Source organism: Streptomyces sp. LS-MS-L19 (assembly GCF_058382285.1).
The window spans coordinates 6,225,258-6,249,257 of the sequence record NZ_JBYCLL010000001.1; the positions used below are offsets into that span (position 1 = coordinate 6,225,258).

Sequence of the window (24,000 nt, forward strand, 5' to 3'; positions counted from 1 at the left end):
ATTTGGTCCATCCTGCTGCGAACTGCCGTACGAATGTGGTGTATTCGGGCCCGAACCGTACCGAGCAGCCGGGGGGACCGGGATGGGCTACTGGGGTTACTTCGTCGTGGGCCGCGGGGAGCGGCCGCTCGCCGAACGGGACGCACTGGCCGGCGCGGAGGGCATGGTCCTGCGCGAGTCGGCGCCGGGCGGATGGCAGGTCTGGGAGTACGCGAGCGGCGAGGGCGGCATCGGCAGCATGAACTCCCTCGCCCTGGAGACCGGTTCGCCCGCGCTGTTCGGATACGTCATGGACAGCGCGTCGGTGGTGGTGGAGGCGGCGGGCCCGGAGAGCGGGGGCTGGACGACCTGTCTGGCGCGCGGCGCCATGGCCAGGTTCATCGGGGCCGGTGGCGCCGGCGAGTCCGGTGCGGACGGGCTGACCCTCGAGGACTACTTCCTGGAGCCCCGGGACGCGGCCGCGCGGGCCGTCGCGTGGGCGGCGGAGGCGGGGCACGCGGTGGCCGAGGAGCCGCTGCTCGACGTCCTGAGCTCCGACCCCGACCCGTTGGCCGAAAACCTCTTCTTCCGTATGCTCGACCGGCTCGGTGTGGTGCCCCTGTGACACTCCCGGGCCATCGCGCGCAGTAAGGGGAAGTGCGGGTTCCGTGAGGGGATACCGCTCGGCGAGGGAGGCGTGGATGAGTCTGGTGGAGCTGATCGGCCAGGCCGACGAACGCGGACTGGCCGCCAGCGGGTTGGCTTGTTTGGATCGCTGTGTACCGCTGCTGGGCGGCGACGACGAGGTCCTGCGCCCCCTGTGGGCCGACCTCGCGACCGACACCGGCGACGCCGGGCAGTGGGCCGGACTGCTGGACCAGGTCCGCGGAAAGCTGGGCGGCACAGGGGGGTTCGGGCCGGGGGGAGAGCCGGGCGCGGACGACTCCGCCGACGGCGCCGGGGAGGACGAGGCCGTGTCGCTGGCCCGGCGGATGCTGGACGCCGCGCCGGCCGAGCGGTCCGGTGCCGGGGTGCGGGAGTGGGCCGACGCCTGCTCGGTCGCCGCGCTCCGGATCCACCAGCTGCTCGACCCCCTGAAGGACGCCGCCGACTCGCTCGACGCCCACCGCGAGGGCCGTACGGAGGGCATGTCCCCGCTCGTGGCCGCCGAACTCCGCCGCCAGGTCACCGTCCTGGAACTCCTCGCGGGCCACGGCCCGGCCGGCCTGCGCCCCGCCCTGGAGGTGTGCACGGAGGGCCGCCGGGTCCTGCGCGCGGTGGTGTCACGGAGGAGCCGGCGGCGGGGGTGAACGGGGACGGAGGGCCTCGGTCAGCGGGCACGGAGGGAATGGGGGCGGGGCGCTGCTCAATGGACCAGCCATTTGACGACCGCGTCCCCGTACCGGGCCGTCTGGCCGTAGAACGCCGTCAGGTCCCGGTGCGCCGCCGCGAACACCCCCCGCGCCTCCCGCTCGGCGCCCGCCCCGCCGTATCGCGGCAGCAACTCCTCGCGGGCGAGCCGCCACAGGGTCTCGAAGTCGGCGGCTCCCAGGTACGACGAGACCTGGTTCGCCCGGGCCGCGGTCAGCAGGAGGAAGGGCGGCTTGTCGCGGTCGCCGGGGTGGACCGGCAGTCCGCCCAGGACCACCTCGGCACCGGCGTAGAGGAGTTCGTGGTCCAGGTAGGACTTGTCCAGCACCTCCTCCCGGTGGCGTCCGATGCGTTCGCGTACGGCGTCCCAGTCGTCCTCGAACAGCCGTTGCAACCAGTTGGCGCTGTTGCGCAGGGCCGAGGGCGGCACCGCGCGCAGATGGAAGTAGTCGCTCATCAGAGACAGGAGCGCACCGGGGCGCCGAAGCGTCACTCTGTCGTCAACCTCGCTCCCGAGAGGGTCCTGTGACCGTCCGGGGAGGGATGCGGTGAAGGTGCGTCGGTCCTGCGCCGGTCTCGCCGAAGCCCCCCGAATCGTGTGACGAACGGTCCCTCCGGAACGCTGTCACCCGTGTGACGACTGATGTGACCGCTCATACGACAGCCCGTTCGACCGCCGATGTGACGACCCACCAGGCGCACCGGCCCTCCGCCGCGGCCAGACCCGTGCGGTGGGCGGCCGACGCGGTCTCGACCCTGCGCGAGGGCGCCCGGGTCCGGCTCGACTACTCGGCGCAGAGCCTGTGGCGCGTCGACCGGCTCATCGAGGAGATACGCCGGGAGGGAGCGCCGTACGCCGCCCTGGAGACCGTGCTGCGCGGGCTCGGGGCCTACGCCGGTGAGGTCGTCGTCCGCCAGACCGGTGCCGAGTGGTGGGCGAGCGGCGGTGAGTACTGGGTCCGGACGCCCGACGGCCGCCTGTGGGACCCGGTGGACGAGGCCCGCCGTTGCTTCGCCGGGGACGGCTCGCTGCGGCTGCTGTGCCGGGACGCGACGGGGGCCGTACGGCGATGAGCGGGCCGGCCGGGGCCGCTGGGCGGTAAGACCCCGGACCCGCCGTCGAGACCCCGTGAACGCGGAACGGGCGTCCGCCCCCCGGATGCGGGGAGGCGGACGCCCGTCGCGGTGAACTCGGCGCTCCGGACGGCTACTTGATGTAGACCAGGCCGTCCGTCGTGATCGTCGGGCGGCCGCTGGTGCCGACCACCACGATCTTGATCTTGTGCTGGGCGCTGGACGCCCAGGACTTGGTCCAGATCGCCTGGCGGTACTTCGTGGTGGCGGACTTCAGGTCCACGGTCGCGACCTTGGTGCCGTCCACGTAGACGTACGCCTGCCCGGAGGTGGACGCCCGCGAGACCACCCACGCGGCGGACTTGCCGGTGAACGTCCAGGTCAGGCTCGCGCCCTTGGAACCGCTGGAGTACGACTTCCCGCCGAGGTAGCTGGACGAGGAACGGGCGGTCCAGCTCCCGGACTTCGTGGCCGAGGTCTCCTGGAGGATCATCGGCGTGTAGGCGGGCGACGAGGTGCGGGTGTTGCCCGCGACGTCGTACGCCTTCATCGACCAGGTGCTCGCCGAGCCGGACTTGGCGGTGCGGTTGGAGCTGGTGGTGGTCGGGCCGAAGGTGGCCGTCGTCGGCGACAGCAGGCTGACCTGCTTCAGGGCCTGCGCGTCGGTGGCCTTCCAGCCGAGGGTGACCGGGACGGCGGCGGTCTCGACGGTGCCCGCGCGCAGGGTGATCTTCGGGGTGGTGGAGAAGACCGGCGCCGTGGTGTCCGCGACGACGGTCAGCGCGGTGGTGGCCGGGGCGGTCTTGCCGGACTGGTGCACCGCCCGCACGGCGACCTTGTGGGTGCCCGCGGCCAGGGTCGTGCTCGCCGAGGTGGCCGTGCCCGCGGTGGTCTTGACGACCGTGCCGTCGACCAGCAGCTCGAACTTCGAGATCAGCGAACCCGGCGTGGTCGTCGACCACTTCGCGGTGATCGCGCCCTTGGTGTAGTACGTCGAGCCGGACAGGGTCGCGCCGGTCAGCGAGGTGACCTTCAGGCCCTGCACCGGGCCGGACGCCCAGGCGCGGATGGTCGGCAGCTGGCCGTAGAGCGTGGTGCCGGGGCACTCGGTGGCGTAGCCGTCGCGGTGACCGGAGATCCGGTTGAAGGTGTAGAGGCTGCCCGCGGTGAAGCTGGTACCGGCGAGGTTCTTCTGGGTCGCGCCCGCCTTCAGCTGGACCGTGGAGTTCGGGTCGACGCCGTACTGGCCGAGCTTCCAGGCCGCGATCCGGGCGACCGAGGTGAGGGCGGCGGTGGAGGCACCCGCCGAGGTGTACTCGCCGATCACCGCGATGCCGGTGGACTCACGGTTCCAACCGTAGGTGTGGGCGCCCAGGACCGGCTGGTCGACACCGCCCTTGCGGCCCTCGAAGATCGTGCCGCACTTGTCGACCAGGAAGTTGTAGCCGAGGTCGTTCCAGCCGTTGCCGTCGGGGGCCGGGGCGGTGTGGTACGCGTAGATGGCCCGCACGATCGACGCCGACTCGGCGCAGGTGTAGTCGTTCGACCCGGCCGTGTGATGGACGAAGACGGCCTTCACGTCCGCGTTGTACTCCGACGGGTCGGGGCTCAGCGACTCGTCGGCGCCCCAGTCGGCGCGCGAGACGATCGGCGGCTCGGGAACCGTGGAGGCCGGGGCGGTGGGCGTGGTGGCCGTGGGGGCCGGGGAGGTGGGTGTGGTGGCCGTGGGGCTCGGGGTCACGTCCTCCGTGTAGGCCGCCGGCTCGGTCGCGGCGTCGGCCGCTTCGGCGGCGGTCACGCCCGGGTCGACCAGGTTGACCTTGAGCCCCGAGGGCAGTCCGGCGCTGGTGGTGCCGTCCTCGTGGACGACCTGCACCTCGACACCGTCCGAGGGGCCCACCCACAGCGGTTCGGACGCGCCGCGTGCCCCGGCCCGCTCGTCGGCGTCCTCCACCGGGTCCGCGTCCGTCTCCAGGTCCTGCCAGGGCGTCCACGCGCCGGTGTCGAGGCTCCGGGTGCGTACCTGCGCCTTGCCGTCGAGCTGCTTGGTCGCCCCCGTCCAGGAGATGCCGAGCAGCGAGAACTGCTTGGTCTCGGTGCGCGGCAGCTCGCGCTCGCCGGTCTCGGGTGCCTTCAGCGCGAGGTCGTAGACCTTCACCGGTCGCTCGGCCCGCTGATCCCCCGCCGCGTCGGTCGACGGACTGGCGACGGCGTAGCTCGCGATACCCCCGCCCCCCAGGACCACCGCGCCGAGCGTCAGCCACGCCCGCCGCTTCATGCTGAGCGGTCTGTACGCACGGCTTCTACGACGACTCACTACCTACCCCACCCCTGATTCAGTTGAACTCGGTCACAGAAGTGCCACCTCTTGCACAGGTGGCACTCACACAGCGTCCAAACGATCGCAGACGTCACAGGCGTCACATGCGGAGGCCCTGGGGACAGGTACGGGACTGTGACACTTCTGTGCGGTCGGACGCTGTTGACCGTGGGGGACATGGGCAAGGGCGACCCCGCCGACAGTGCGGAATCGCCACGAACCGGTACGGACAGGAAAGTTCTTGGGCCAGGGAGGGGAACCCCGCCGCGCGCAGGCGTACGACGGGGAACTGGGCGCGGCCGTCGCGCGGGCCCAGGAGGGCGACGAGTCCGCGTTCGCGGTCGCCTACCGGCTGGTGCAGCCCGCACTGCTCGGGTATCTGCGCGGGCTGGTCGGGGACGACGCCGAGGACGTGGCCTCCGACGCCTGGTTGGAGATCGCCAGAGACCTCGGCCGGTTCCGGGGGGACGGGGCCGGGTTCCGCGGCTGGACGGCGACCATCGCCCGGCACCGGGCCCTGGACCATCTGCGCCGGCAGAAGGTGCGGCCCCGGTCGGCGGCGCTGGAGCAGGACATGCTGGACCTGCCCGGCCCGCACAGCACCCACGACCAGGCGCTGGAGTCCCTCTCCACCGAGTACGCCCTGGAGCTGGTCCGGGCACTCCCGCGCGACCAGGCCGAGGCGGTGCTGCTCCGGGTCGTCGTCGGACTCGACGGCCCCGCCGCCGCCCGCGTCCTCGGCAAACGCCCCGGCGCGGTGCGCACCGCGGCCTACCGGGGCCTGAAGCGGCTGGCGCAGCTGCTCGGCGCCGAGAGTGTGACGGATGAGCGCCCCCGGACGCTGGGGGAGTCGACATGACAGGCGAGGACGGCACGGCGGACAGGAACGGACACGGCATGAGCGACGAGCGGAGGGAGGGTGCAGCGCCGGGCGCGGAGCAGCCGTACGACGACAGGATCCTGAGCGACCTCCCCGAGCCGTCGTACGACCGAGGTCGGCTGGAAGCGGTGCTCGGGGCGGCGATCCTCGCGGAGAAGACGGACGGGGAGGCCGAGCGGCGGGCCCTGGAGGCCTTTCGGGTGGCTCGGGACGCCGGGGCGCACCGGGCGCGGACGCGGCGGCGGGACGACTGGCGGCCCCGTGCGCGACGGCGCGGGGCGCGGTCCTGGAAGGCGACGCTCTCCGTGCTCCTGGCGAGTCTCACCCTCGGCGGAGTCGCCTACGCGGCGATCGGTGCCGGTGGCGGTGACGGCGGGTCGGCCAAGGGTGCGGCGGACGACGGGGGCGCACGTCCGAGTGTCACCACGAGCGCCCCGGTCCGGTCGCCGAGCGACTCCCGGCCCTCCGTGTCCGCCCCCGCCGACCGTCCGGCCACCGCGAAGGACACCCTGGCCCACTGCCGCGCGTACGAGAAGCTTCAGGGCCGCGGCAAGGCGCTCGACTCCACGGCGTTCCAGAGGCTCGTCGCGGCGGCCGGCGGCGAGGCCGACGTCAGCGCCTACTGCACCACGCTGACCGACCCGGCGACGGCCACGGCGAAACCCGGGAAGACGCCGGCGCCGACGGAGGCGACGGAGGCGAAGCCGGGGAAGGCGAAGCCGGAGGAGGCGGCGGGGCAGGGCACGGCGGGGCCGAACACGGACAAGAACCAGTCCCGGAAGCACTGACGCACGTCTCGCCGAGGCGCTCCTCCGCGCCGGCGCCGGGGTGTGAGCGGGTGATCGCCGGGATCAGGGGCGCGAGGCGTCCGCCGGCAGCGACAGCACGCAGCACGCGAAGCTGAACACGCCGGTACCGCGGAGACGGCCAGGGCCGCCACCCCCCACAGGAGAGGCCCCGGCCGTCGCGCGGCACGGGCCGCGCGGCGGCCCGTAATTCCTTCAGCGTCAGGAGTGCGGTTTCTGTCACACCCCGCCGTCATACCCACCCGGCCGCGCCCCCGGATCACGAGGTAGTTGCGTTTTGTGCGGACATGGACGAGCAGCGGTTTCAGGTCGTAACGTGCCTTTCGCGCCGGGCGCGGATGTTGAATGATCAACGCGACTCTCGAACGATCACCACCACCCTCGACGGCTCGAAGCGGCGACCATCGATCGCGACCATGTATTGAGGATTCACGGGTGCTGGGGGACGACGCGGAGTTGACTGCCGCGGTGCTTGCGGCACAGGACGGGGACGAGACCGCGTTCCGTACTGTGTACCGCGCCGTGCACCCGCGGCTGCTCGGATACGTCCGGACACTGGTCGGCGATCCGGACGCCGAGGACGTGGCCTCCGAGGCCTGGCTCCAGATAGCCCGTGACCTGGACCGCTTCGACGGCGACGCGGACCGCTTCCGCGGCTGGGCCGCCCGGATAGCCCGCAACCGGGCCCTCGACCACATACGGATGCGCGGCCGCCGCCCCGCCATCGGCGGCGACGAGACCGAGCTGACCGGCAAGCCCGCCGAGTCGGACACCGCGGGCGAGGCCATCGAGGCGCTCACCACCGGCACCACCCTCTCGCTCATCGCCCGGCTGCCCCAGGACCAGGCCGAGGCCGTGGTGCTGCGCGTGGTCGTCGGCCTGGACGCCAAGACCGCCGCCGAGACCCTGGGCAAGCGTCCGGGCGCCGTACGGACCGCCGCGCACCGGGGTCTGAAACGGCTCGCGGAACTCCTCGGCGCGGATCCGGAATCCGCCGGTGCGCTCGATGCCCTGCCGCCCCAGAGAGAACCGCAGGACCGTGCGGTGACGTCCGCGAGTGTGACGCATATGCGTCCGCGGACGCAGAAGGACATGTGATGGCCGACGAGAGCTACGAGTGGCTGGACCTCGAGACAGCCGAGCGGTTGCTGCGCGGCGAGCCACTGGAAGCTGTCGACGAGGCCACCCGCGACCGGGCCGAGCGCCTCGCCGAGACCCTGGCCGCACTGACCGCGGAACCCGCGCCGACCAGCACGGAACTGCCCGGCGAGGAGGCCGCGTTGGCCGCCTTCCGCAAGGTGCGCGCGAACCGTGCCGACGACTGGGTGAGCCCTCCCGAGCAGGGCCGGCACCCGGTCGGGGGCGACCTGGCCGACGCCGGTCTCGTACGCATCGGCGCTCCCGGTCCGAAGGCCGGGGCATCCCGCCGGCGCCGCCCCGCGCATTTAGGCCTGGCTGCCGTACTGGCCGCCGGGGTGGTGGGCGGGGCCGCGGTCGTGGCCGGAACCGGAGTCCTCGCGCCGTCCGGACACGACACACCGGAGCCCGGCTCCTCGGTGTCGACGGACGCCTCCCCGGACCGCCCCCTCGTCTCGCCCTCCCCGCGGGCCCCCAAGGCGGTGCCCTCGCCGAAGGGCTCCCCGTCCGGCGCGGGCGGCTCGCGCGACACCGCCCGCGGTGAAACCGGCGCGGCCCGCGGCTCGGCCTCCGAGGGACTCGGCGTCCGCCCGGGCAGTGGCGGGGACTTCGCCGTCTCGGCCTGCCGTGACCTGCGCGAGGGCAAGGAGCTGACCCCGGCCCGCAAGCACTTCCTGGAGGGCGCGGCGGGCGGCTCACCGCGGGTGTGGAAGTACTGCAAGGGCGTCCTGTCCGAGGACGGCGGCAAGGCGGGCTCCGAGGACCGCAAGGGTGGCGGCCGGGGCGAAGGCGGAGGCCGGGGCGAGAACGGCGGCAACGACCGGAGCGGCCCGGGCGACGGGAACGGCCGGGGCGACCAGGACGGCGGCAACGGCGGCGGTGGCCGGAACGGCGGTCGCGGCGACGGCCAGTTCATGGCCCCGGACAACAACCGGCCCGGCCCGAACGGCGGCACCACCGCCCCCGCCTCCGGCACCCCGCTCGTCCCGAGCCGGGCAACGATGTCACCGGGCCCCGGCCCGGCCCCGGAACCGAGCCCGTCGTACAGCGCGCTCTGACCCCGACCCACCACGCCCTGCCCCTGACCCAACCGGGCTCTGCCCCCCGACCCACCCCGCTCTCCCCCCCCCCGCCTCAACACGCTGACCTGCATCTTTCGCACCCACCGCGGTTCCCGTCGCGGTGGGTGTGACGTTTTCGGTCGTCGTGGCGCAGTAATGAGTGAGCCGACTGGTCATCGGCCGTCGCACAGAGCCGGGGTTCCCCCCGTACCTACGGCTCGTGCACCTCGGCGCGGGCGGGACACGTTCCCCCGGTCCCGTCCGCGCCCCTGACTCCTCTTCGCGCGCGTCACCAGTGGACGACGACCTTGTCGCCGTTCCGTACCTGGGCGAACAGGTTCGCGATCGCCGCCTCGTCCCGTACGTTGACGCAGCCGTGCGAGGCGCCCGCGTAGCCGCGGGCCGCGAAGTCCGCCGAGTAGTGCACCGCCTGGCCGCCGCTGAAGAACATCGCGTACGGCATCGGGGAGTCGTAGAGCGTCGACACATGGTGCCGTGACTTCCAGTAGACGCTGAACACACCCTCCCGGGTCGGTGTGCCCACCGAGCCGAAACGGACCGACACGGTGGTCAGCGTGCGGCCGTCGATCATCCAGCGCAGGGTCCGGCTGGTCTTGCTGATGCACAGCACCCGCCCGGTCAGACAGCGCGGGTCCGGCGCGTCGGCCGGCTGCCCGCCCATCAGGTACAGCTCCCACTTGCCCGGCTCGTGCGTCATGGCCTTCAGCCGCTGCCAGGTGACCGCGTCGGTCTTCCCGGTCCTCGGCAGCCCGCGCTTGCCCTGGAACCCCTTCACCGCCCGCTCGGTGAGATCGTCGTACGACCCCGTCGGGCCGTCGTAGAGCCAGGCGACCTGCCGCAGCCGGGCCTGGAGCTCCCGCACGCCGCGCCCGGAGTCGCCGCGCGACCACAGCACGGCGGCGGGCGCGGCGGAAGTGCTCGGCGGTGCCGAGCCGGCCTTCGGATCGTCCGGGTCGCCGTCCGACGGGGACGCCGGCGGTGGCGTACTGCGCTGGGGCACCTCGATCCGCACCGGCAGATGCCGCTTGCCGTCGCCGCCGGTGCCCTGCACCGTGCAGCCGCAGGCCATCGCCAGGACCAGCAGTGCCGCGAACCCTCGCCCCATGCCCGTAGTACGCATCCGGCCCCCTGCCGTCTCACCGACATCTCCTGGACCCTGGATGTCTCCCCACGCCCGCCCAGCCCCGAACGACCCGGCCGCGATCCGCCCGCCCGCTCACGAACGACCGGCGGCGATCCGCCCGGGACCGCAATACCGTGGTGGGCATGACGCGTGAGTCGGAGTCCGGACTGCCCATCGAACCCGTCTACGGTCCCGAGGCCCTGGAGGGCTGGGACCCGTCGGTGAAGCTCGGTACGCCGGGCGCGTACCCCTTCACGCGGGGCGTGTACCCGACGATGTATACCGGGCGCCCCTGGACGATGCGGCAGTACGCCGGTTTCGGCACTGCCGTGGAGTCCAACGCCCGTTACCGGCAGCTGATCGCCCACGGCACCACCGGCCTGTCGGTCGCCTTCGACCTGCCCACCCAGATGGGCCACGACTCGGACGCGCCGATCGCGCACGGCGAGGTCGGCAAGGTCGGTGTGGCCATCGACTCGGTCGACGACATGCGGGTGCTGTTCGGGGGCATCCCGCTGGACCAGGTGTCGACCTCGATGACGATCAACGCGCCCGCCGCGCTCCTGCTGCTCCTGTACCAACTGGTGGCGGAGGAACAGGGCGTGAGCGCGGACCGCCTGACCGGCACGATCCAGAACGACGTGCTGAAGGAGTACATCGCGCGCGGGACGTACATCTTCCCGCCGAAGCCCTCGCTGCGGCTGACCGCCGACATCTTCAAGTACTGCGGGGCCGAGATCCCGAAGTGGAACACCATCTCGATCTCCGGCTACCACATGGCGGAGGCCGGCGCCTCGCCCGCGCAGGAGATCGCCTTCACCCTGGCCGACGGCATCGAGTACGTCCGTACGGCCGTCGCCGCCGGCATGGACGTCGACGACTTCGCGCCCCGCCTCTCCTTCTTCTTCGTCGCCCGTACCACGATCCTCGAAGAGGTCGCCAAGTTCCGTGCCGCCCGCCGGATCTGGGCGCGGGTGATGCGCGAGGAGTTCGGCGCGAAGAACCCCAAGTCCCTGATGCTGCGCTTCCACACCCAGACCGCGGGCGTCCAGCTGACGGCCCAGCAGCCGGAGGTCAACCTGGTCCGGGTGGCCGTGCAGGGCCTGGCCGCGGTCCTCGGCGGCACCCAGTCCCTGCACACCAACTCCTTCGACGAGGCCATCGCCCTGCCGACGGACAAGAGCGCACGGCTGGCGCTGCGCACGCAGCAGGTCCTCGCCCACGAGAGCGACGTGACCGCGACGGTCGACCCGTTCGCCGGCTCGTACGCCGTCGAGAGGATGACCGACGACGTCGAGGCGGCCGCGCTGGACCTGATGCGCAAGGTCGAGGACCTCGGCGGCGCGGTCGCCGCGATCGAGCACGGCTTCCAGAAGAACGAGATCGAACGCAACGCCTACCGCATCGCCCAGGAGACCGACTCCGGCGAACGGATCGTCGTCGGCGTCAACCGCTTCCAACTGGACGCGGAGGAGCCGTACGAGCCCCTCCGAGTCGACCCCGCCATCGAGTCCCAGCAGACCGAACGCCTCGCCCGCCTCCGGGCCGAACGCGACCCCGTGGCGGTGAACTCCGCCCTCGCGGCCCTCAAGAAGGCGGCCGAGGGCGAGGACAACGTCCTCTACCCGATGAAGGACGCCCTCAGGGCCCGGGCGACGGTCGGCGAGGTCTGCGACGCACTGCGCGAGGTGTGGGGGACCTACGTACCCTCGGACGCGTTCTGAATGCGACACTCGTCCCCATGTTCGGTGTCATAGACCTCCCCACCTACCTGGCAGGCCTGGTCCTGATCGTCCTGCTGCCCGGGCCCAACTCGCTCTACGTCGTCTCCGTCGCCGCGCGGCGGGGAGTACGGGCCGGGTACACCGCCGCGGCCGGGGTGTGGTGCGGGGACGCCGTGCTGATGACGCTGTCCGCCGCCGGGGTCGCCTCGCTGCTCCAGGCCAACGCCGTGCTGTTCGGGATCGTGAAGTACGCGGGGGCCGGGTATCTGACGTGGCTCGCGGTGGGGATGCTGCGGGCCGCGTGGGGGCTGTGGCGCTCGCGGCGCTCACCGGTGGCCGAGGCGGAGGTCCCCGACGCCGGTCCGGGGGAGCGGCCGTACCGCAGGGCCCTGGTGATCAGCCTGTTCAACCCCAAGGCGATCCTGTTCTTCGTCGCCTTCTTCGTGCAGTTCGTCGATCCGGCGTACGCCTACCCGGCGATCTCGTTCGTCGTCCTGGGCGCCTTCGCCCAGCTGGCCAGCTTCCTGTACCTCACCGCGCTGATCTTCGGCGGGACGAAGCTGGCCGACGCGTTCCGCAGGCGCCGGCTGCTGTCCGCGGGGGCGACCTCGGCGGCGGGCGCGCTGTTCCTCGGCTTCGCCGTGAAGCTGTCGCTCGCTAGCGCGTGATCCCCCGGCCGAGGTAGCCCGCGAGCTGTGCGGGGTCCTCGCCCGCCCAGCCCACATAGCCGTCCGGACGCACCAGGAACAGCCCCTTCCCGTACGACGGCTGCTCGTCACCGGCGACCACCCGCACCGGCTCCGGCACCTCGGGTGCCTCGACGCCGACCGTCACCAGCGTCCAGTGCGGGCCCCGGAAGGCGTCGAAGAGGCGTACGCCGGCCAGCTTGCCGTCGGGGGCGCGGTCGCCCGCGCGGAGCCCGGCCGGTGCCGTACGGGTCTCCTCGGTGAGGGACGAGTCCCGGTATCCCAGGCCCAGCTGACGGGTCGCGTCCCCGCGGCGGACCTCCCCGCGGTGCACGCCCGTCGAGATGCCGAGCATGTGCGCGGCGACGGGCCGGCGCTCCTCCTCGTAGCTGTCCAGCAGGGTGGCCGGGGCCCCGGACCGCAGGACCGCGCCCAGCTTCCAGCCCAGGTTGTAGGCGTCCTGGACGCTCGTGTTCAGGCCCTGGCCGCCCGCCGGGGAGTGGACGTGGGCCGCGTCGCCCGCGAGGAAGACCCGGCCGGAGCGGAAGGCGTCCGCGAGGGCCGCGCGGGGCCGGAAGTCGGAGGCCCAGCGGACCTCCGTGACGGCCTCGGGGGCGAGGTGGGAACGGGCCGCGACGACCTCGCGGATCGCGTCGGGGGAGAGGTCCACCCGCGTGCCCTCCGGGAACTGCGCCACGACCTGGAAGTCCTCGGTGCCGGCCAGCGGGCAGATCGCGAGGTAGCCGGCGTCCTCGCCGCGCGGCGGGAAGACGTGCCAGTTGTCCCGGTCCAGGCCCGTGATGCGGACGTCCGCGACGAGCATCGGGTTCGGGTCCACGGTCTCCCCGGTCATGCCGATGCCGAGGGCCCGGCGCACGACCGAGCGGCCGCCGTCGGCGGCGACGAGGTAGCGGGCGCGGATGTCGGGGCCGGTCGCGAAGCGTACGGTCACGCCGTCGGCGTCCTGTTCGAGGCCCACGGCCTCCCGCCCGAAGGCCACCCGCCCGCCCAGTTCCTCGAGGCGGGCGAACAGCACCTCCTGGGTGCGCCACTGCGGCACCATCCACGGCGCGTTGTACGGCGCGTCGTCCGTCACCTCGACCGGGTCGAACATCCGGTGCTCGCCCACCCGCTCGCCGTCCTGCCAGATCATCCCGACCGGGTAGGTGCCGCCGACCGCGTGGATCGCGTCGAGCACGCCGAGGTCGTCGAAGACCTCCATGGTGCGCGGCTGGAGGCCCTTGCCCCGCGAGCCCGGGAACAGCCGGTCCGCCTTCTCCACGACCAGCGCGTCCACGCCCCGCCGGGCGAGGTCGATGCCGAGGGCGAGACCGGTGGGGCCGGCGCCGACGACCAGTACGTCCGTGTTCATGTCCTACTCCTTAACGCTGTTAAGTGCCGTCGACCACGAGCGTGCCCTTAACGCTGTTAAGCTGTCAAGTGTGAGCACCGAGAAACGCCCGCCCCTCGACCGCGCGAGGGTCGCCGACACCGCCCTGAAGCTCCTGAACGAGGTGGGCCTCGACGGCCTCACCCTGCGCGCCATCGCCAAGGAGCTCGACGTCAAGGCGCCCGCCCTGTACTGGCACTTCAAGGACAAGCAGGCCCTGCTCGACGAGATGGCGACGGAGATGTACCGGCGGATGGTCGCGGACGCCGACCTCGACCCGTCCGACACCTGGCGGGAACGGCTGCTCAAGGCCAACCGCGGACTGCGCGCCGCCCTGCTCGGCTACCGCGACGGCGCCAAGGTCTACAGCGGCTCACGTTTCACGGGCCTGGTCCACGTCGAGCAGATGGAGGACACCCTGCGCCTGTTCACCACCACCGGATTCACCCTCGCCCAGGCGGTCCGCGCCACCTCGACGTCGTACCTCTACACACTCGGTTTCGTCACCGAGGAACAGGGCGTGGAGCCGATGCCGGGCGAACGCCGAGAGGGCTTCGACGTGACGGAACGCGCCCACGTCATGGCCGACTTCCCCCTGTCGGCGGCGGCGGGCACGGAGATCTTCCAGAACTTCGACCGGCATTACGAGGAAGGGCTGGAGTTGGTGATCTCGGGGATCGCGGCGCGGTACGGCGGGTGACCGAGAAAGCTGTCGCGGGGCGTGTCGGTCGCGTAGTCGTCGTATCGACGAAGTCCGCACCGTGATCGCTGAAGGTGCCCGAGTATCCGAAACAGGGTCGATGTCCTGCGGAATTCAGCGTGGTGTCGTGCGGTCGGCCGTCAAGTCGGCCGAGAAGACACGGAAGGACGCCCGGGTCAGCGTTGCAGGGCGTTGCGCAGTCGTGGGGTCAGTGGCTTTTCGACGAGCTTGTTCAGCAGCCAGGCCAGCACCAGCATCGAGGCGATCGTCAGGGCGAAGGTCACCGACGACGGGATGCCCAGACTCCGGTGCAGGACCCGGACGGCCACCCAGCCCAGGTGCTCGTGCACCAGGTAGAAGGGGTACGTCAGCGCCCCGGCCACCGTCAGCCAGCGCCAGTCGGCCCAGTTCAGCCAGCCCAGCGCGATGGCCGCCACCGCGACGAAGCCGAAGGCGACCACCAGCACGATGCCCAGCGAGGTGCGGTGCGCGAAGGCGTTGGGGTCGGAGGCGTTCCACAGCGACTTGACCGCGTAGTGCTGCCCGATCAGGAAGCTGACCACCACGATGCCCCACGCGTACACGTCCCGCCGGTCGCGGTGGACGAGGTAGAGGCCGACGCCGCCGATGAAGAAGGAGGCGTACTCCGGCATGAACACCGTGTCGAGCAGCGGCAGGTGGGCGGTTTGCGTGATCGCCGCCGCCAGCGTCCAGCCGGCACAGAACATGATCACCCGGCGCCGGGAGGCCCCGGGCAGGACCACGCACAGCGCGAACAGCACGTAGAAGCGGACCTCCGCCCACAGCGTCCAGCAGACCCCGAGCACCCGGTCGACGCCCAACGGCATCTGGAGCATCGTCATGTTCACCATGACGTCGCTCGGCGACAGCGCCTTCTGGGCGGCCACCGGCAGCGCGAACACGGCCGTGACCAGCAGGACCGCGACCCAGTAGGCGGGCAGCAGCCGGGAGGCGCGGGAGGCGAAGAACGACTTCAGGGGCCGGCCCCAGCCGCTCATGCAGATCACGAATCCGCTGATCACGAAAAAGACCTGGACGCCGAGGCAGCCGTAGGAGAAATAGGTGTGCAGCGTCGGGAACTGGCGTTGCGCGGAACTCCCCCAGGACTGGGTGATTTCACCGCCGCGGCCGCCGTAGTGGTACACGGCCACCATCAGTGCGGCCACCAGTCGCAGTCCGTCCAGGGCCCGCAGCCGGGTCTCCCGGGGGCGCGGTGCGGGCGATGGCCCTTCCGGCCGCCGGGGCAGGTCGGGTGCCGGCCGGACGGTCATGCTGGTCACGGGTTTTCCCTTCGCAAGCTCTGCAGAGCCTAAGTCACTCCTGTGGATGCGCCTCAGCACGTTAGTCCGAATCACGGCGATGTCTTACGTGCCGAGTCAACGATTGGCCTTCTGGTCCCGGCGAGTTCACCTGCATGTCGTTTTGGCTTCCTAAGTTCGCCCAGAATCCCCCCACGTCGCAGTAAACCCGTGAACTTGTCTTTGCTTTGGCAAGAAAAATCAACAGGAGAGCCATGACGACGGTCCAGAAGAGGCGTGCACGCGCGCGTGGAGGGGAGCTGGACGACTGCCTGCGCGCCTGTGCGGCGCACAGCGGCAAGGTCGTCGGCAGCGTCGACCGCCGCCGCGTCGAACTCGGCGAACAGCTGCGCAAGCTGCTGGTCGTCTGGGGCACGACCGCCACCGCCGCCCCGGCCACGCCCGCCCCCTCCGGTGCGACCGCCCTGCTGAAGCGGGCCGTCAAGGGTGCCGCGACCCCCACGGCGAACATCCCGGCCGAACTGCTCGACGCCCTCCTGGCCGTCGGCAGCAAGGCCCTGGAGTGCGGCTACGACGACGAGCTGAACCTCGCCCTGATCATCAGCGACACCGTGCTCGCCCAGCGAAAGAACTCCCGCGCCGGCTGGCGGCTGCGCGCCCGCCTCCTGGAGGCCCTCGGCGAGGAGGCCGAGGCCCTGGAGGCGTACGAGAAGTACCTGAGCCTCACCGACGACGACGGTTTCGGCGTCCGCGCCCGCATCGCGGGCCTGCGCATCGCCGGCGAGAAGGAGCGCGAGCTCCTCGGACTCCTCACGCGGCAGGTCCCCGGCGCCCGCGCCTTCGCCGACCGCCCCGCCACCGACGTGTGGGCCGAGGGCCTGGCCGCGCACGCCGTCGGCGACTGGACCGAGGCCGAGCCCCGGCTGGTGGGAGCGCTCCTCGCGCTGTACGACGAGAACGCCCCGGTGCAGGAGCGGCAGGAACTGCTCAGCCAGTACCTCGACCTGCGCTCCACCGAGGACACCGACGGCGCCGCGCTCACCCGCGCGGTCGAGCTCTACGCCGAGCAGCGCCGCAACCGCATGCGCGGTCCGGTCGACGACCCCACCATCGGCGGCGTGCAGTGGATCACCCTCGGCGAGTTCCGCAACCAGATCGCCGGCAAGTCGATCTGCCTCATCGCCAACTCCGGCCGTGTGGGCGCGAGTTCACTGGGCGCCGAGATCGACGCGTACGACCTCGTGGTCCGCTTCAACTCCTACCGGATCGACCCGAGGCACACCGGCGCCAGGACCGACATCCACGTCACGATCCACAAGCACGGCTTCAACTGGGACCAGCGGGTCACCACCCGGCTCGTCTTCGGCGGAGTCTCCGGCGACTGGAAGTACTCGCTGCGCAACCGCCTGGTGCCCGGCGCCCAGACCTACCTCGGCGACGAGTCGCTGCGCTGGCCCCTGCGCAACATCGGCAAGGTCGGCACCGACGTCTGGTCGGGCATCCCGACCTCCGGCTTCAACATGCTGTGGCTGCTGGACTTCCTCGACGTGAGCCCGAAGCTCGACCTGATCGGCTTCGACTTCTACGAGAGCGGCGCCTACCGGGTCCAGGACGCGATGAAGCTCGCCATCACCTCCGTGCACGAATACACCAGCGAGAAGGCATGGGTCATGGAGCGGGCCCAGAGCGTGACCGACACGAGGATCTCCCTGCGATGACCACCAACTCCCTCACCGCGACCGCCCCCCTGGCCCCGGTCACCGACGCGCACGCGCTCACCGGCAAGCGGAAGATCGCCTTCGCCAGCTTCGTCGACGAGAACTACCTGCCCGGCTTCCTCGTCCTGCTGCGCAGCCTCGCGCTGACCAACCCGGACGTGTGCGAGGACTTCGTCGTCCTCTACGACGACCTGCGGCCCGGCTCGATCGCCCGGATCCGCGCGCTGCACCCGAGGATCGTCCTCAAGCGCGTCGACGCGGACCACTACGACTCGTACAAGAAGGGCGACCAGGACAACTACCTGGTCCGCAAGGCGTACTTCATCCTGGACGTCTTCAGGATCCGCGAGTACGACACCATCATCACGCTGGACACCGACATGGTCGTCCTGGGCGACCTCGGTGAACTCCTCCGGCTGCGCGAGGGCCTCGCGGCCGTCCCGCAGTTCTTCTACGGGCAGCACAAGCTCAACTCCGGTCTGCTGGTCATCCAGCGCGAGTACCTGAGCGACTCCTTCTGCGCCCGGCTCGACACGTGCGGACGCTCCGGCGACTACGAGCTCGACAAGCACGACCAGGGCATCCTCAACGCCGTCCTGGACGGCGACTTCGTGCGCCTCGACGCCCGCTACAACTTCGTCAAGCGGCGGCTGTCCGGCGACCTCCCGGTCCCCGACGACACCGCGATCCTCCACTTCACCGGCCGCCACAAGCCCTGGCAGGGCGGCGAGGCCGGGTACAGCAAGGCCGAGGAGCGCTGGCGCGAGTTCGAGCTGTCCGACGCCGAGTTCCAGGCCGCCTACCTGGACCGGCAGGGGAGCCTGCACCACGACCTGCTCGTGCACTACGGCACCCCGCACGTCGCCCGGACCGGTGATGTCGAGGCCGCCCGCAAGGTGGCCGCCGCCCACATCTCCACCGGCGACTACCAGGACGCCGTCGACATCCTGAGCAGCGTCCGCATCCCGCTCGACGAGGCCTGGCCGCACGAGGTCCTCGGCCACGCCCTGATGAGCGTCTCCCGCTACGACGAGGCGAGGACCCAGCTCCTGCTGGCCGCCGCCGCCCCCAACCGGGCCGCCACCGCCTACGCCCGCCTCGCCCAGATGGCCTGGGTGCACGGCGACAACACCGAGGCCCTGCGGTACGCCACCGCGGGCATGGCCGTCGATCCCACCCACCGCTCCAGCCGCCTGTGGGCCCAGCGCGCCTCCGCCGTGCCCGCCCAGGAACTGGGCGCCCCCGAGGACCAGTTGGCGCACGTCGCCTTCTACATGGACCGGCAGGGCAACGCGGGCGACAAGCTCCTCCCGGAGAGCGTCCGCTCCGCCTTCGGCCCGGACACCACCTCCCGCCGCTGGCACTCGGTGCACGCCCACCGCCTCTTCGACGAGGGCGCCCTCCAGCGCGTCAACCGCCGTCGCGGTCTGGTCATCGGCGGCGGCGGTCTGTTCATCCCGGACACCATGCCCAACGGCAACAGCGCCTGGCAGTGGAACGTCCCGGACGAGCTCCTGAAGCGCATCGACGTGCCCGTCGCGGTCTTCGCCGTCGGCTTCAACGCCTTCGACGGCCAGTCCTACCGCGCCAACCGCTTCCGCGACTCGCTCCGGCTCCTCGTCGAGCAGTCCTCCTTCTTCGGGCTGCGCAACCACGGCTCGATCGAGAAGGTCCGGGCCATGGTCCCCTCCCACCTCCACGACAAGATCCGCTTCCAGCCCTGCCCGACCACGGTCACCCGCCGGCTGGTGCCCGGCTGGCAGGATCCCGGCAAGCGCGACGACACGATCCTCATCAACGCCGCCTACGACCGGGCCGGCCTGCGCTTCGGCCACGACTACGGCTACTTCCTGGCCCAGATGGCCAAGGCCGTCCGTGACCTCGGCGAACTCGCCGAAGTCCAGTGCGTGGCCCACTCGTTGGACGACGAGAAGATCGTCTTCGACCTGCGGCGCGAGCACGGCATCTCGATGCCGGTCATCCCGATGTACGACTTCGAGAACAAGGAGATCCTCGACCTCTACGCCCGCACCAAGCTGGTCATCGGCATGCGCGGCCACGCGGGCATGATCCCCTTCGGCTGCGGCACCCCGATCATCAGCCTCATCTCCCACCCGAAGATGGCCTACTTCCTGCGGGACATCGAGCGGCCCGAGTGGGGCGTCTCGGTCCACGACCGCCACCTCGCCGACCGGCTGGTGGAGCGCTCGAAGGAACTGCTCGCCGACCACGACAGGACGGTCGCCGACGTCCACGGCCGCCAGCAGGAGCTGTGGAAGGTCACCGAGGCCAACGCGGCGGACCTGCGGGTCCTCCTGGGCGGCTGAGCACACACCATGACGACGACCCTGGCCGACGACACCTCCGTACGGCCCGCCTCGCCCGCCGGCCGCCGCTCACCCCTCAGGTGGGCGGCGGTCGCCGTGCCGTCCGCGGCCGCCGTGGTGTACACCGTGCTCACCCGCGGTCTCACCGGCGACCTCCACTACGTCCTGGCCGCCCTGCGCACCGGCCGGGCGGCCGGCTACTCACCCTCCGAGGTCTTCACCCACCGCCCGTTCTTCTACCGGTGGTTCGTCGCCCTCCTCGACCGCCTCGCCTTCTTCGGCGGTACGGCGGTGCGCGAGGCGGTGATGAACGCGGCGGGCGTCCTGCTCGCCGCCGCCGCGGCCTACGCCCTACACGCGGCACTGCTGCGCCGGACCACGCCCCGCGAGGCCGCGCTGACGGCCGGCGCCACCGGGCTCGCCCTGGCCCTCGCCCCCCGCAACGACTTCCTCCAGCCGGAGTGGACGGCCGTCGTCCTCACGGTGTTCGCCGTCGCCGCCGCCCTCGGCCCCCGCCGCCCCTGGCCCGCGGCCCTGCTCGCCGCGCTCCCGCTGGGCCTCGCGGTGATGATGAAGTACTCCACCGCCGCGACCGCCGCGATCGGGGTGCTCCTCCTCTACGCCGTCGACCGGGGCCGGGCGGTACGCATCACCCTGGTCGGCATCCCGGCAGCCCTGGCCCTGTTCGGGCTGAGCGTCCTCGCGGGCACCCGTGAGTGGCAGTGGACCGAGGACATGCCGCAGATCAATCAGTCGGCACTGAGCCGGACCGGCATCCGCCCGCACTTCATCCTCGACCGCACGGTGGACTTCCTCGCCGACCGCGCGGTCACCAGCCCGGTGCTGCTGCTCCTGCCGGGCGCGCTACTGCTCGTCCTGACCCGGGTGCGGGGGCGGCTGCGCCGCACCGAACTCCTCGTGATCGCCGCCCTCATCGGCCTCGCAGCGCAGGCCGTCGTGGTCGTACAGGGCAACTGGTTCCTCTACCACGGTGCCCAGATGCCGGTGGTGGCGGCGGTCGCCTGGGGGGTCGCGGTGGGCGGGGCGCGCAAGGCCCCGCCGTGGTGCTTCGGGTTCGTGTCCCTGCTCTACGGCGTGCTGCCCGTGGTGTACGCCCAGCTGCCCGGCAGGTTCCAGCGGCCATGGGAGGTCTGGGCGGCCGGACTGGTCGCGCTGCTCGCGGCCGGGGTGGACGTCCTGTGGGAGAAGCGGCTGCGGAACCGCTCGGCCGTCCTGGTCGCCCTGTCCGGTGTCGTCCTGCTGGCCGCGAGCATCTGGCCCGGCTCCCCGCACCTGGTGCTGCACGGCAAGGTCACCGTCACCGGCGCCGGGTACCTGGAGCAGCAGCGGCGCACGGCCGACCAGGTCGACCGGATCGCCGCCGAACTGCCTCCCGGCGCCCCGGTGCTGTACCTGGCCTTCGGGGAGACGGCGTACGACCTCGACCACCCGGCCCAGTGCCGGTACCCGATCGCCACCTTCCTCCAGCGCACCCGCTATCTGCCGGACGTGGCCGAGCTGAGGTCGTTCAAGGAGAACGCCGACTGCGTCGACCACGACCCGGCCCCGTACGCGGTGCTGGAGCGGCCCTGGTTCCAGCCGGGCCACGTCGACCCGGAACTGTGGCGCCGGGTCACCGCCGTGTACGACTGCCCGCCCGGGAGCCCGGGGGAGCGGCTGGTGCTGTGCGTCAGGCGTTGAGGCCGAGCGCGGTAGTGACCTCGCGGGCCATCGCCACCGAGTAGCTCTGCCCCCGGTCCTGGGGGTAGATCTGCGCCATCGTGGCCAGCGTGACCCGGCTCATGGGCGTCTCATGGGCCGGGATCAGCGCCCGGTACTCGGGCGTCACCACCGGCTGGGCGAACCCGGCCTTCGAGAAGTGCCAGGTCTGGATCCAGGACCTGTCGAAGGCCGGGTTGATCCGCTTGAGGTACGGCACGAACTCGTCGAGCAGCTGACCCGGGTCCGTGGTGAACCGCCGGTCCTCGCGCTCCACGTAGTTGCCGACGTAGAGGATGTGCCGGCCGCCGTACACGGACGGGTCGATCATCTTGGTGTGCTCGACCACCGCGAGGAACGGGAAGTCCGGCTCGTTGATGTTGAGCCAGTAGTACGGGATCACGCTGCGGTCCAGCTCCAGGACGAAGCAGGTCGCGCCCAGGTACTGGTTCTTCCACACCGCGCTGTCGTCGGGCAGCCCGGCGGCCTTCGCGAAGGCGGGCTGCGGGGTGGTGACGATCAACCGGTCGAAGGCGTACGACGATCCGTCCGCGCAGGTCACGACGGCCTCCTCGGCCCCGTCCTGCCGGATCGACTGGACCGCCTTGCCGAACTCCACCTTCCCGCCGCGCTCCTCGATCCCGTCCCTGAGCGCCGCGTACACCCGCTCGAACCCGCCGTCCACATAGCCGAGTTCGAAGGTCCGGCAGTGGATCCGCGCCCACAGCCACGCCATCGACACCTGCTCGGCGCGGTCACCGAACTTGCCGCGCAGCAGCGGCTCCCAGATCGCGGCGGTGGCCTTCCGGCCGGCCCACTTGCGCAGCCAAACAAGGGCGGTGAGGTCGTTGTAGCGGTCGCCGCCGTTGCGGACCGCCTTCAGCACCGCCGAGGAACCCGCGAAGCGCACGGCGTCGACCGGGCCGAACTCCGGGAAGCGCAGCATGTCGAGGGGGGTGGTGAAGTCGATCAGCTTCCCGCCCCGGTAGATGCCGGTGGTCGGCCGGTGGAAGCGCAGGGCGTCACCCAGCCCCAACTCCTCGATGAGCGCGATCATCGCCTTGTCGCTGCGGAAGATGTGGTGGTAGTAGCGCTCCAGGGGGACCCCGCCGACGTCCAACGAGGCGGCCAGACCGCCGAGTTCGTCGGCGGCCTCCAGGACGGTGACCTGGTGTCCGGCGCGTACGGCGTCCCAGGCGGCGGTGAGGCCGGTGGCACCCGCGCCGATGATGCCGAGGTTCATGCGAAGCTCCACTTTCTGTTGAGCACGAACTGCATCGCCAGGACCAGCGGCAGCGAAGCCGCCTTGATCAGGTTGGCGTCGATCCCCAGACCGTCGGTGAAGGCGAGGAAGAGCAGGTTCGTCAGGACGATGCCGGTCAGGCCGACGGCGTAGAACCGCAGGAAGCGCACGACGAGGCGGTCGCGGCGCTCGAAGGTGAACCGTGCGTTGAGCACGAAGTTGTTGGCGATGCCGAGCGTGGTGCTGATCGCGTTGGCGAACTGCTCGTTCATCCCGGCCGTGTTGTGCAGCAGCAGGAAGACGACGAGGTCGAGGGCGACCCCGCTGCCGCCGATCAGGGTGTAGCTGAGCAGCTGCCGGGAGAGCCGCCGCGGGGCCGGAGCCGTCGTGGTCCCGGGCGCCGTGGTGTCAGCGGTCACCGTCGCCGCCGATCACCTCGCGCACCAGATACAGCGGCCGGCCCTGCGCCTCGCTGTAGATGCGCCCCACGTACGCGCCGATGACGCCCAGCGACAGCATCTGCGTGCCGCCCAGGAACAGCACGACGCACATCATCATCGTCCAGCCGGAGACGGTGATGTCGGGGCGGAAGAACTTCATCGCGAGCGCGTAGACGATCCCGAGCAGCGACAGCGCGAGCACCACGAAGCCGAGCCGCGTGATCATCTTCAGCGGGGCGGTGGAGAAGCTGGTCATGCCGTCGATCGCGAGGCGGGCCATCTTGCGCAGCGGGTACTTCGTCTCGCCCGCGAAGCGCTCGTCCCGGTCGAAGGCCACCTCGGTCTGCCGGTAGCCCATCGAGGCGACGATCCCGCGGACGAAGCGGCTGCGCTCCCGGTACTTGCGCAGCTCGTCCGCGACCCGCCGGTCAAGGAGCCGGAAGTCCCCGGTGTCCAGCGGGATGTCCACGTCGGTCGAGGAGCGCAGCACCCGGTAGTAGGCGTGGGCGGTGGCCCGCTTGAACGCCGTGTCCTGCCGGGAGCGCCGGCGGGCGTGCACGATCTCGGCACCCTCCCGCCAGGCGTCCACCAGCTCCAGGCTGACCCTCGGGGGATCCTGAAGGTCGGTGTCCATCACGATCACGGCGTCGCCGCGGGCGACGTCGAGACCGGCCGTGATGGCGATCTGGTGCCCGAAGTTGCGGGCGAAGTCGACGACCCGGACCCGCTCGTCGTTCTTCGCGAGATCCTTCAGGATCGCCAGGGAGCCGTCGCCGGAGCCGTCGTTGACGTAGACCAACTCGAAGTCAAGTTCGGGGCGTTCGGCGAGCGCCGTGACCAGCTCGGTGTGGAACGCCGTGATTCCGTCCTCCTCGTTGTAGACGGGGAGGACGTACGAGACGAGGGAGCGGCGCACCGGCTCCGGTCCCGGCGGCGCCGGCTGTGCCGGGACGACGTCGGGTATGCGCGGTCGGATGTCCTGCTGGGGCATTCGGAGAAGC

At 71.6% G+C, this 24,000-nt stretch carries 21 protein-coding genes; 13 read left to right on the top strand and 8 right to left on the bottom strand.

Features of this window, described 5'->3' with window-relative positions:
• Nucleotides 1–82: 82 nt before the first annotated feature.
• Together AC2XR2_RS27905 and AC2XR2_RS27910 are read left to right on the top strand one after the other, a co-directional pair.
• A complete protein-coding gene (locus AC2XR2_RS27905; RefSeq protein WP_381297420.1) occupies nt 83–604 on the top strand; it encodes a hypothetical protein in 522 nt (173 codons plus the stop codon).
• Between the two features lie 76 nt (nt 605–680).
• Nucleotides 681–1,289 carry a hypothetical protein gene (locus AC2XR2_RS27910; protein WP_491516606.1) on the top strand — a complete coding sequence of 203 codons (609 nt, stop codon included), beginning with the start codon at nt 681–683 and terminating at the stop codon, nt 1,287–1,289.
• A 56-nt stretch (nt 1,290–1,345) separates the two neighbouring features.
• Here the strand turns inward: AC2XR2_RS27910 and AC2XR2_RS27915 are convergent, their stop codons facing one another.
• Nucleotides 1,346–1,807, bottom strand: coding sequence for a DUF1877 domain-containing protein (locus AC2XR2_RS27915; protein WP_449351792.1), 462 nt, complete (start codon nt 1,805–1,807; stop codon nt 1,346–1,348).
• Nucleotides 1,808–2,031: 224 nt separating this feature from the next.
• On the opposite strand from AC2XR2_RS27915, the gene AC2XR2_RS27920 reads away from it, so the two are divergent.
• On the top strand, nt 2,032–2,424 hold the full coding sequence (locus AC2XR2_RS27920) for a hypothetical protein (protein WP_185093249.1): 393 nt from the start codon (nt 2,032–2,034) through the stop codon (nt 2,422–2,424).
• 133 nt (nt 2,425–2,557) lie between these two features.
• Here AC2XR2_RS27920 and AC2XR2_RS27925 read toward each other — a convergent pair whose 3' ends face one another.
• Nucleotides 2,558–4,702: a peptidoglycan recognition protein family protein gene (locus tag AC2XR2_RS27925; protein WP_491516607.1), complete on the bottom strand. Its 2,145-nt coding sequence runs from the start codon at nt 4,700–4,702 to the stop codon at nt 2,558–2,560.
• Between the two features lie 283 nt (nt 4,703–4,985).
• Between AC2XR2_RS27925 and AC2XR2_RS27930 the strand changes: the two genes are divergently transcribed.
• From AC2XR2_RS27930 to AC2XR2_RS27945, 4 genes are all read left to right on the top strand, one after another.
• Nucleotides 4,986–5,603 carry an RNA polymerase sigma factor gene (locus tag AC2XR2_RS27930; protein ID WP_381297413.1) on the top strand — a complete coding sequence of 206 codons (618 nt, stop codon included), beginning with the start codon at nt 4,986–4,988 and terminating at the stop codon, nt 5,601–5,603.
• Entirely contained in the window at nt 5,600–6,412 is an 813-nt protein-coding gene (locus AC2XR2_RS27935) for a hypothetical protein (protein ID WP_491516608.1), read from the top strand. The genes AC2XR2_RS27930 and AC2XR2_RS27935 overlap by 4 nt, the downstream gene beginning before the upstream one ends.
• Before the next feature lie 453 nt (nt 6,413–6,865).
• Nucleotides 6,866–7,528 (top strand): RNA polymerase sigma factor, encoded by a 663-nt coding sequence (locus AC2XR2_RS27940; RefSeq protein WP_330264842.1) that lies wholly within the window; start codon nt 6,866–6,868, stop codon nt 7,526–7,528.
• On the top strand, nt 7,528–8,625 hold the full coding sequence (locus AC2XR2_RS27945) for a hypothetical protein (protein ID WP_491516609.1): 1,098 nt from the start codon (nt 7,528–7,530) through the stop codon (nt 8,623–8,625). Before AC2XR2_RS27940 ends, AC2XR2_RS27945 begins: the two co-directional genes overlap by 1 nt.
• A 292-nt stretch (nt 8,626–8,917) precedes the next feature.
• Here AC2XR2_RS27945 and AC2XR2_RS27950 read toward each other — a convergent pair whose 3' ends face one another.
• Nucleotides 8,918–9,769, bottom strand: a complete 852-nt coding sequence (locus AC2XR2_RS27950) for a L,D-transpeptidase family protein (RefSeq protein ID WP_449351789.1) — start codon at nt 9,767–9,769, stop codon at nt 8,918–8,920.
• A 146-nt stretch (nt 9,770–9,915) separates the two neighbouring features.
• Between AC2XR2_RS27950 and AC2XR2_RS27955 the strand changes: the two genes are divergently transcribed.
• Both AC2XR2_RS27955 and leuE read left to right on the top strand, forming a co-directional pair.
• Nucleotides 9,916–11,496 (top strand): acyl-CoA mutase large subunit family protein, encoded by a 1,581-nt coding sequence (locus AC2XR2_RS27955; protein WP_491516610.1) that lies wholly within the window; start codon nt 9,916–9,918, stop codon nt 11,494–11,496.
• A 17-nt stretch (nt 11,497–11,513) separates the two neighbouring features.
• Nucleotides 11,514–12,164 (top strand): leucine efflux protein LeuE, encoded by a 651-nt coding sequence (leuE, locus tag AC2XR2_RS27960; protein ID WP_330264838.1) that lies wholly within the window; start codon nt 11,514–11,516, stop codon nt 12,162–12,164.
• Here the strand turns inward: leuE and AC2XR2_RS27965 are convergent.
• On the bottom strand, nt 12,154–13,554 hold the full coding sequence (locus AC2XR2_RS27965; RefSeq protein ID WP_491516611.1) for an FAD-dependent oxidoreductase: 1,401 nt from the start codon (nt 13,552–13,554) through the stop codon (nt 12,154–12,156). The genes leuE and AC2XR2_RS27965 overlap by 11 nt on opposite strands.
• 70 nt (nt 13,555–13,624) lie before the next feature.
• Between AC2XR2_RS27965 and AC2XR2_RS27970 the strand changes: the two genes are divergently transcribed.
• A complete protein-coding gene (locus AC2XR2_RS27970) occupies nt 13,625–14,272 on the top strand; it encodes a TetR/AcrR family transcriptional regulator (RefSeq protein WP_381297336.1) in 648 nt (215 codons plus the stop codon).
• Between the two features lie 176 nt (nt 14,273–14,448).
• On the opposite strand, the gene AC2XR2_RS27975 is transcribed toward AC2XR2_RS27970, so the two are convergent.
• Nucleotides 14,449–15,564, bottom strand: a complete 1,116-nt coding sequence (locus AC2XR2_RS27975; RefSeq protein WP_491518512.1) for an acyltransferase family protein — start codon at nt 15,562–15,564, stop codon at nt 14,449–14,451.
• A 242-nt stretch (nt 15,565–15,806) separates the two neighbouring features.
• Between AC2XR2_RS27975 and AC2XR2_RS27980 the strand changes: the two genes are divergently transcribed.
• From AC2XR2_RS27980 to AC2XR2_RS27990, 3 genes are read left to right on the top strand one after another with little or no spacing between them, the layout of a single operon-like run.
• Entirely contained in the window at nt 15,807–17,270 is a 1,464-nt protein-coding gene (locus tag AC2XR2_RS27980) for a glycosyltransferase family 29 protein (RefSeq protein WP_491516612.1), read from the top strand.
• Complete coding sequence (locus AC2XR2_RS27985; RefSeq protein WP_491516613.1) at nt 17,267–19,597, top strand: glycosyltransferase; 2,331 nt, start codon at nt 17,267–17,269, stop codon at nt 19,595–19,597. Before AC2XR2_RS27980 ends, AC2XR2_RS27985 begins: the two co-directional genes overlap by 4 nt.
• A 9-nt stretch (nt 19,598–19,606) precedes the next feature.
• Nucleotides 19,607–21,298, top strand: a complete 1,692-nt coding sequence (locus AC2XR2_RS27990; RefSeq protein ID WP_491516614.1) for a hypothetical protein — start codon at nt 19,607–19,609, stop codon at nt 21,296–21,298.
• Here AC2XR2_RS27990 and AC2XR2_RS27995 read toward each other — a convergent pair.
• The 3 genes from AC2XR2_RS27995 to AC2XR2_RS28005 are packed head-to-tail and all read right to left on the bottom strand — an operon-like array spanning nt 21,288 to nt 23,990.
• Entirely contained in the window at nt 21,288–22,559 is a 1,272-nt protein-coding gene (locus tag AC2XR2_RS27995; RefSeq protein WP_491516615.1) for an NAD(P)/FAD-dependent oxidoreductase, read from the bottom strand. The two genes, AC2XR2_RS27990 and AC2XR2_RS27995, sit on opposite strands and share 11 nt — an antisense overlap.
• Nucleotides 22,556–22,978: a GtrA family protein gene (locus AC2XR2_RS28000; RefSeq protein WP_491516616.1), complete on the bottom strand. Its 423-nt coding sequence runs from the start codon at nt 22,976–22,978 to the stop codon at nt 22,556–22,558. Before AC2XR2_RS28000 ends, AC2XR2_RS27995 begins: the two co-directional genes overlap by 4 nt.
• Nucleotides 22,968–23,990, bottom strand: coding sequence for a glycosyltransferase family 2 protein (locus AC2XR2_RS28005; protein ID WP_491516617.1), 1,023 nt, complete (start codon nt 23,988–23,990; stop codon nt 22,968–22,970). Before AC2XR2_RS28005 ends, AC2XR2_RS28000 begins: the two co-directional genes overlap by 11 nt.
• Nucleotides 23,991–24,000: the final 10 nt, after the last annotated feature.

Excerpts from the sequence above, each read along its gene's own strand:
- AC2XR2_RS27925 (WP_491516607.1), bottom strand. The coding sequence starts at position 4,702 with ATGAAGCGGCGGGCGTGGCTGACGCTCGGCGCGGTGGTCCTGGGGGGC.
- AC2XR2_RS28005 (WP_491516617.1), bottom strand. The coding sequence starts at position 23,990 with ATGCCCCAGCAGGACATCCGACCGCGCATACCCGACGTCGTCCCGGCA.
- AC2XR2_RS27975 (WP_491518512.1), bottom strand. The coding sequence starts at position 15,564 with ATGACCGTCCGGCCGGCACCCGACCTGCCCCGGCGGCCGGAAGGGCCA.
- AC2XR2_RS27955 (WP_491516610.1), top strand. The coding sequence starts at position 9,916 with ATGACGCGTGAGTCGGAGTCCGGACTGCCCATCGAACCCGTCTACGGT.
- AC2XR2_RS27985 (WP_491516613.1), top strand. The coding sequence starts at position 17,267 with ATGACCACCAACTCCCTCACCGCGACCGCCCCCCTGGCCCCGGTCACC.
- AC2XR2_RS27915 (WP_449351792.1), bottom strand. The coding sequence starts at position 1,807 with ATGAGCGACTACTTCCATCTGCGCGCGGTGCCGCCCTCGGCCCTGCGC.
- AC2XR2_RS27965 (WP_491516611.1), bottom strand. The coding sequence starts at position 13,554 with ATGAACACGGACGTACTGGTCGTCGGCGCCGGCCCCACCGGTCTCGCC.
- AC2XR2_RS27990 (WP_491516614.1), top strand. The coding sequence starts at position 19,607 with ATGACGACGACCCTGGCCGACGACACCTCCGTACGGCCCGCCTCGCCC.
- AC2XR2_RS27950 (WP_449351789.1), bottom strand. The coding sequence starts at position 9,769 with ATGCGTACTACGGGCATGGGGCGAGGGTTCGCGGCACTGCTGGTCCTG.
- leuE (WP_330264838.1), top strand. The coding sequence starts at position 11,514 with ATGTTCGGTGTCATAGACCTCCCCACCTACCTGGCAGGCCTGGTCCTG.
- AC2XR2_RS27980 (WP_491516612.1), top strand. The coding sequence starts at position 15,807 with ATGACGACGGTCCAGAAGAGGCGTGCACGCGCGCGTGGAGGGGAGCTG.
- AC2XR2_RS27905 (WP_381297420.1), top strand. The coding sequence starts at position 83 with ATGGGCTACTGGGGTTACTTCGTCGTGGGCCGCGGGGAGCGGCCGCTC.
- AC2XR2_RS27945 (WP_491516609.1), top strand. The coding sequence starts at position 7,528 with ATGGCCGACGAGAGCTACGAGTGGCTGGACCTCGAGACAGCCGAGCGG.
- AC2XR2_RS27935 (WP_491516608.1), top strand. The coding sequence starts at position 5,600 with ATGACAGGCGAGGACGGCACGGCGGACAGGAACGGACACGGCATGAGC.
- AC2XR2_RS27995 (WP_491516615.1), bottom strand. The coding sequence starts at position 22,559 with ATGAACCTCGGCATCATCGGCGCGGGTGCCACCGGCCTCACCGCCGCC.
- AC2XR2_RS27910 (WP_491516606.1), top strand. The coding sequence starts at position 681 with ATGAGTCTGGTGGAGCTGATCGGCCAGGCCGACGAACGCGGACTGGCC.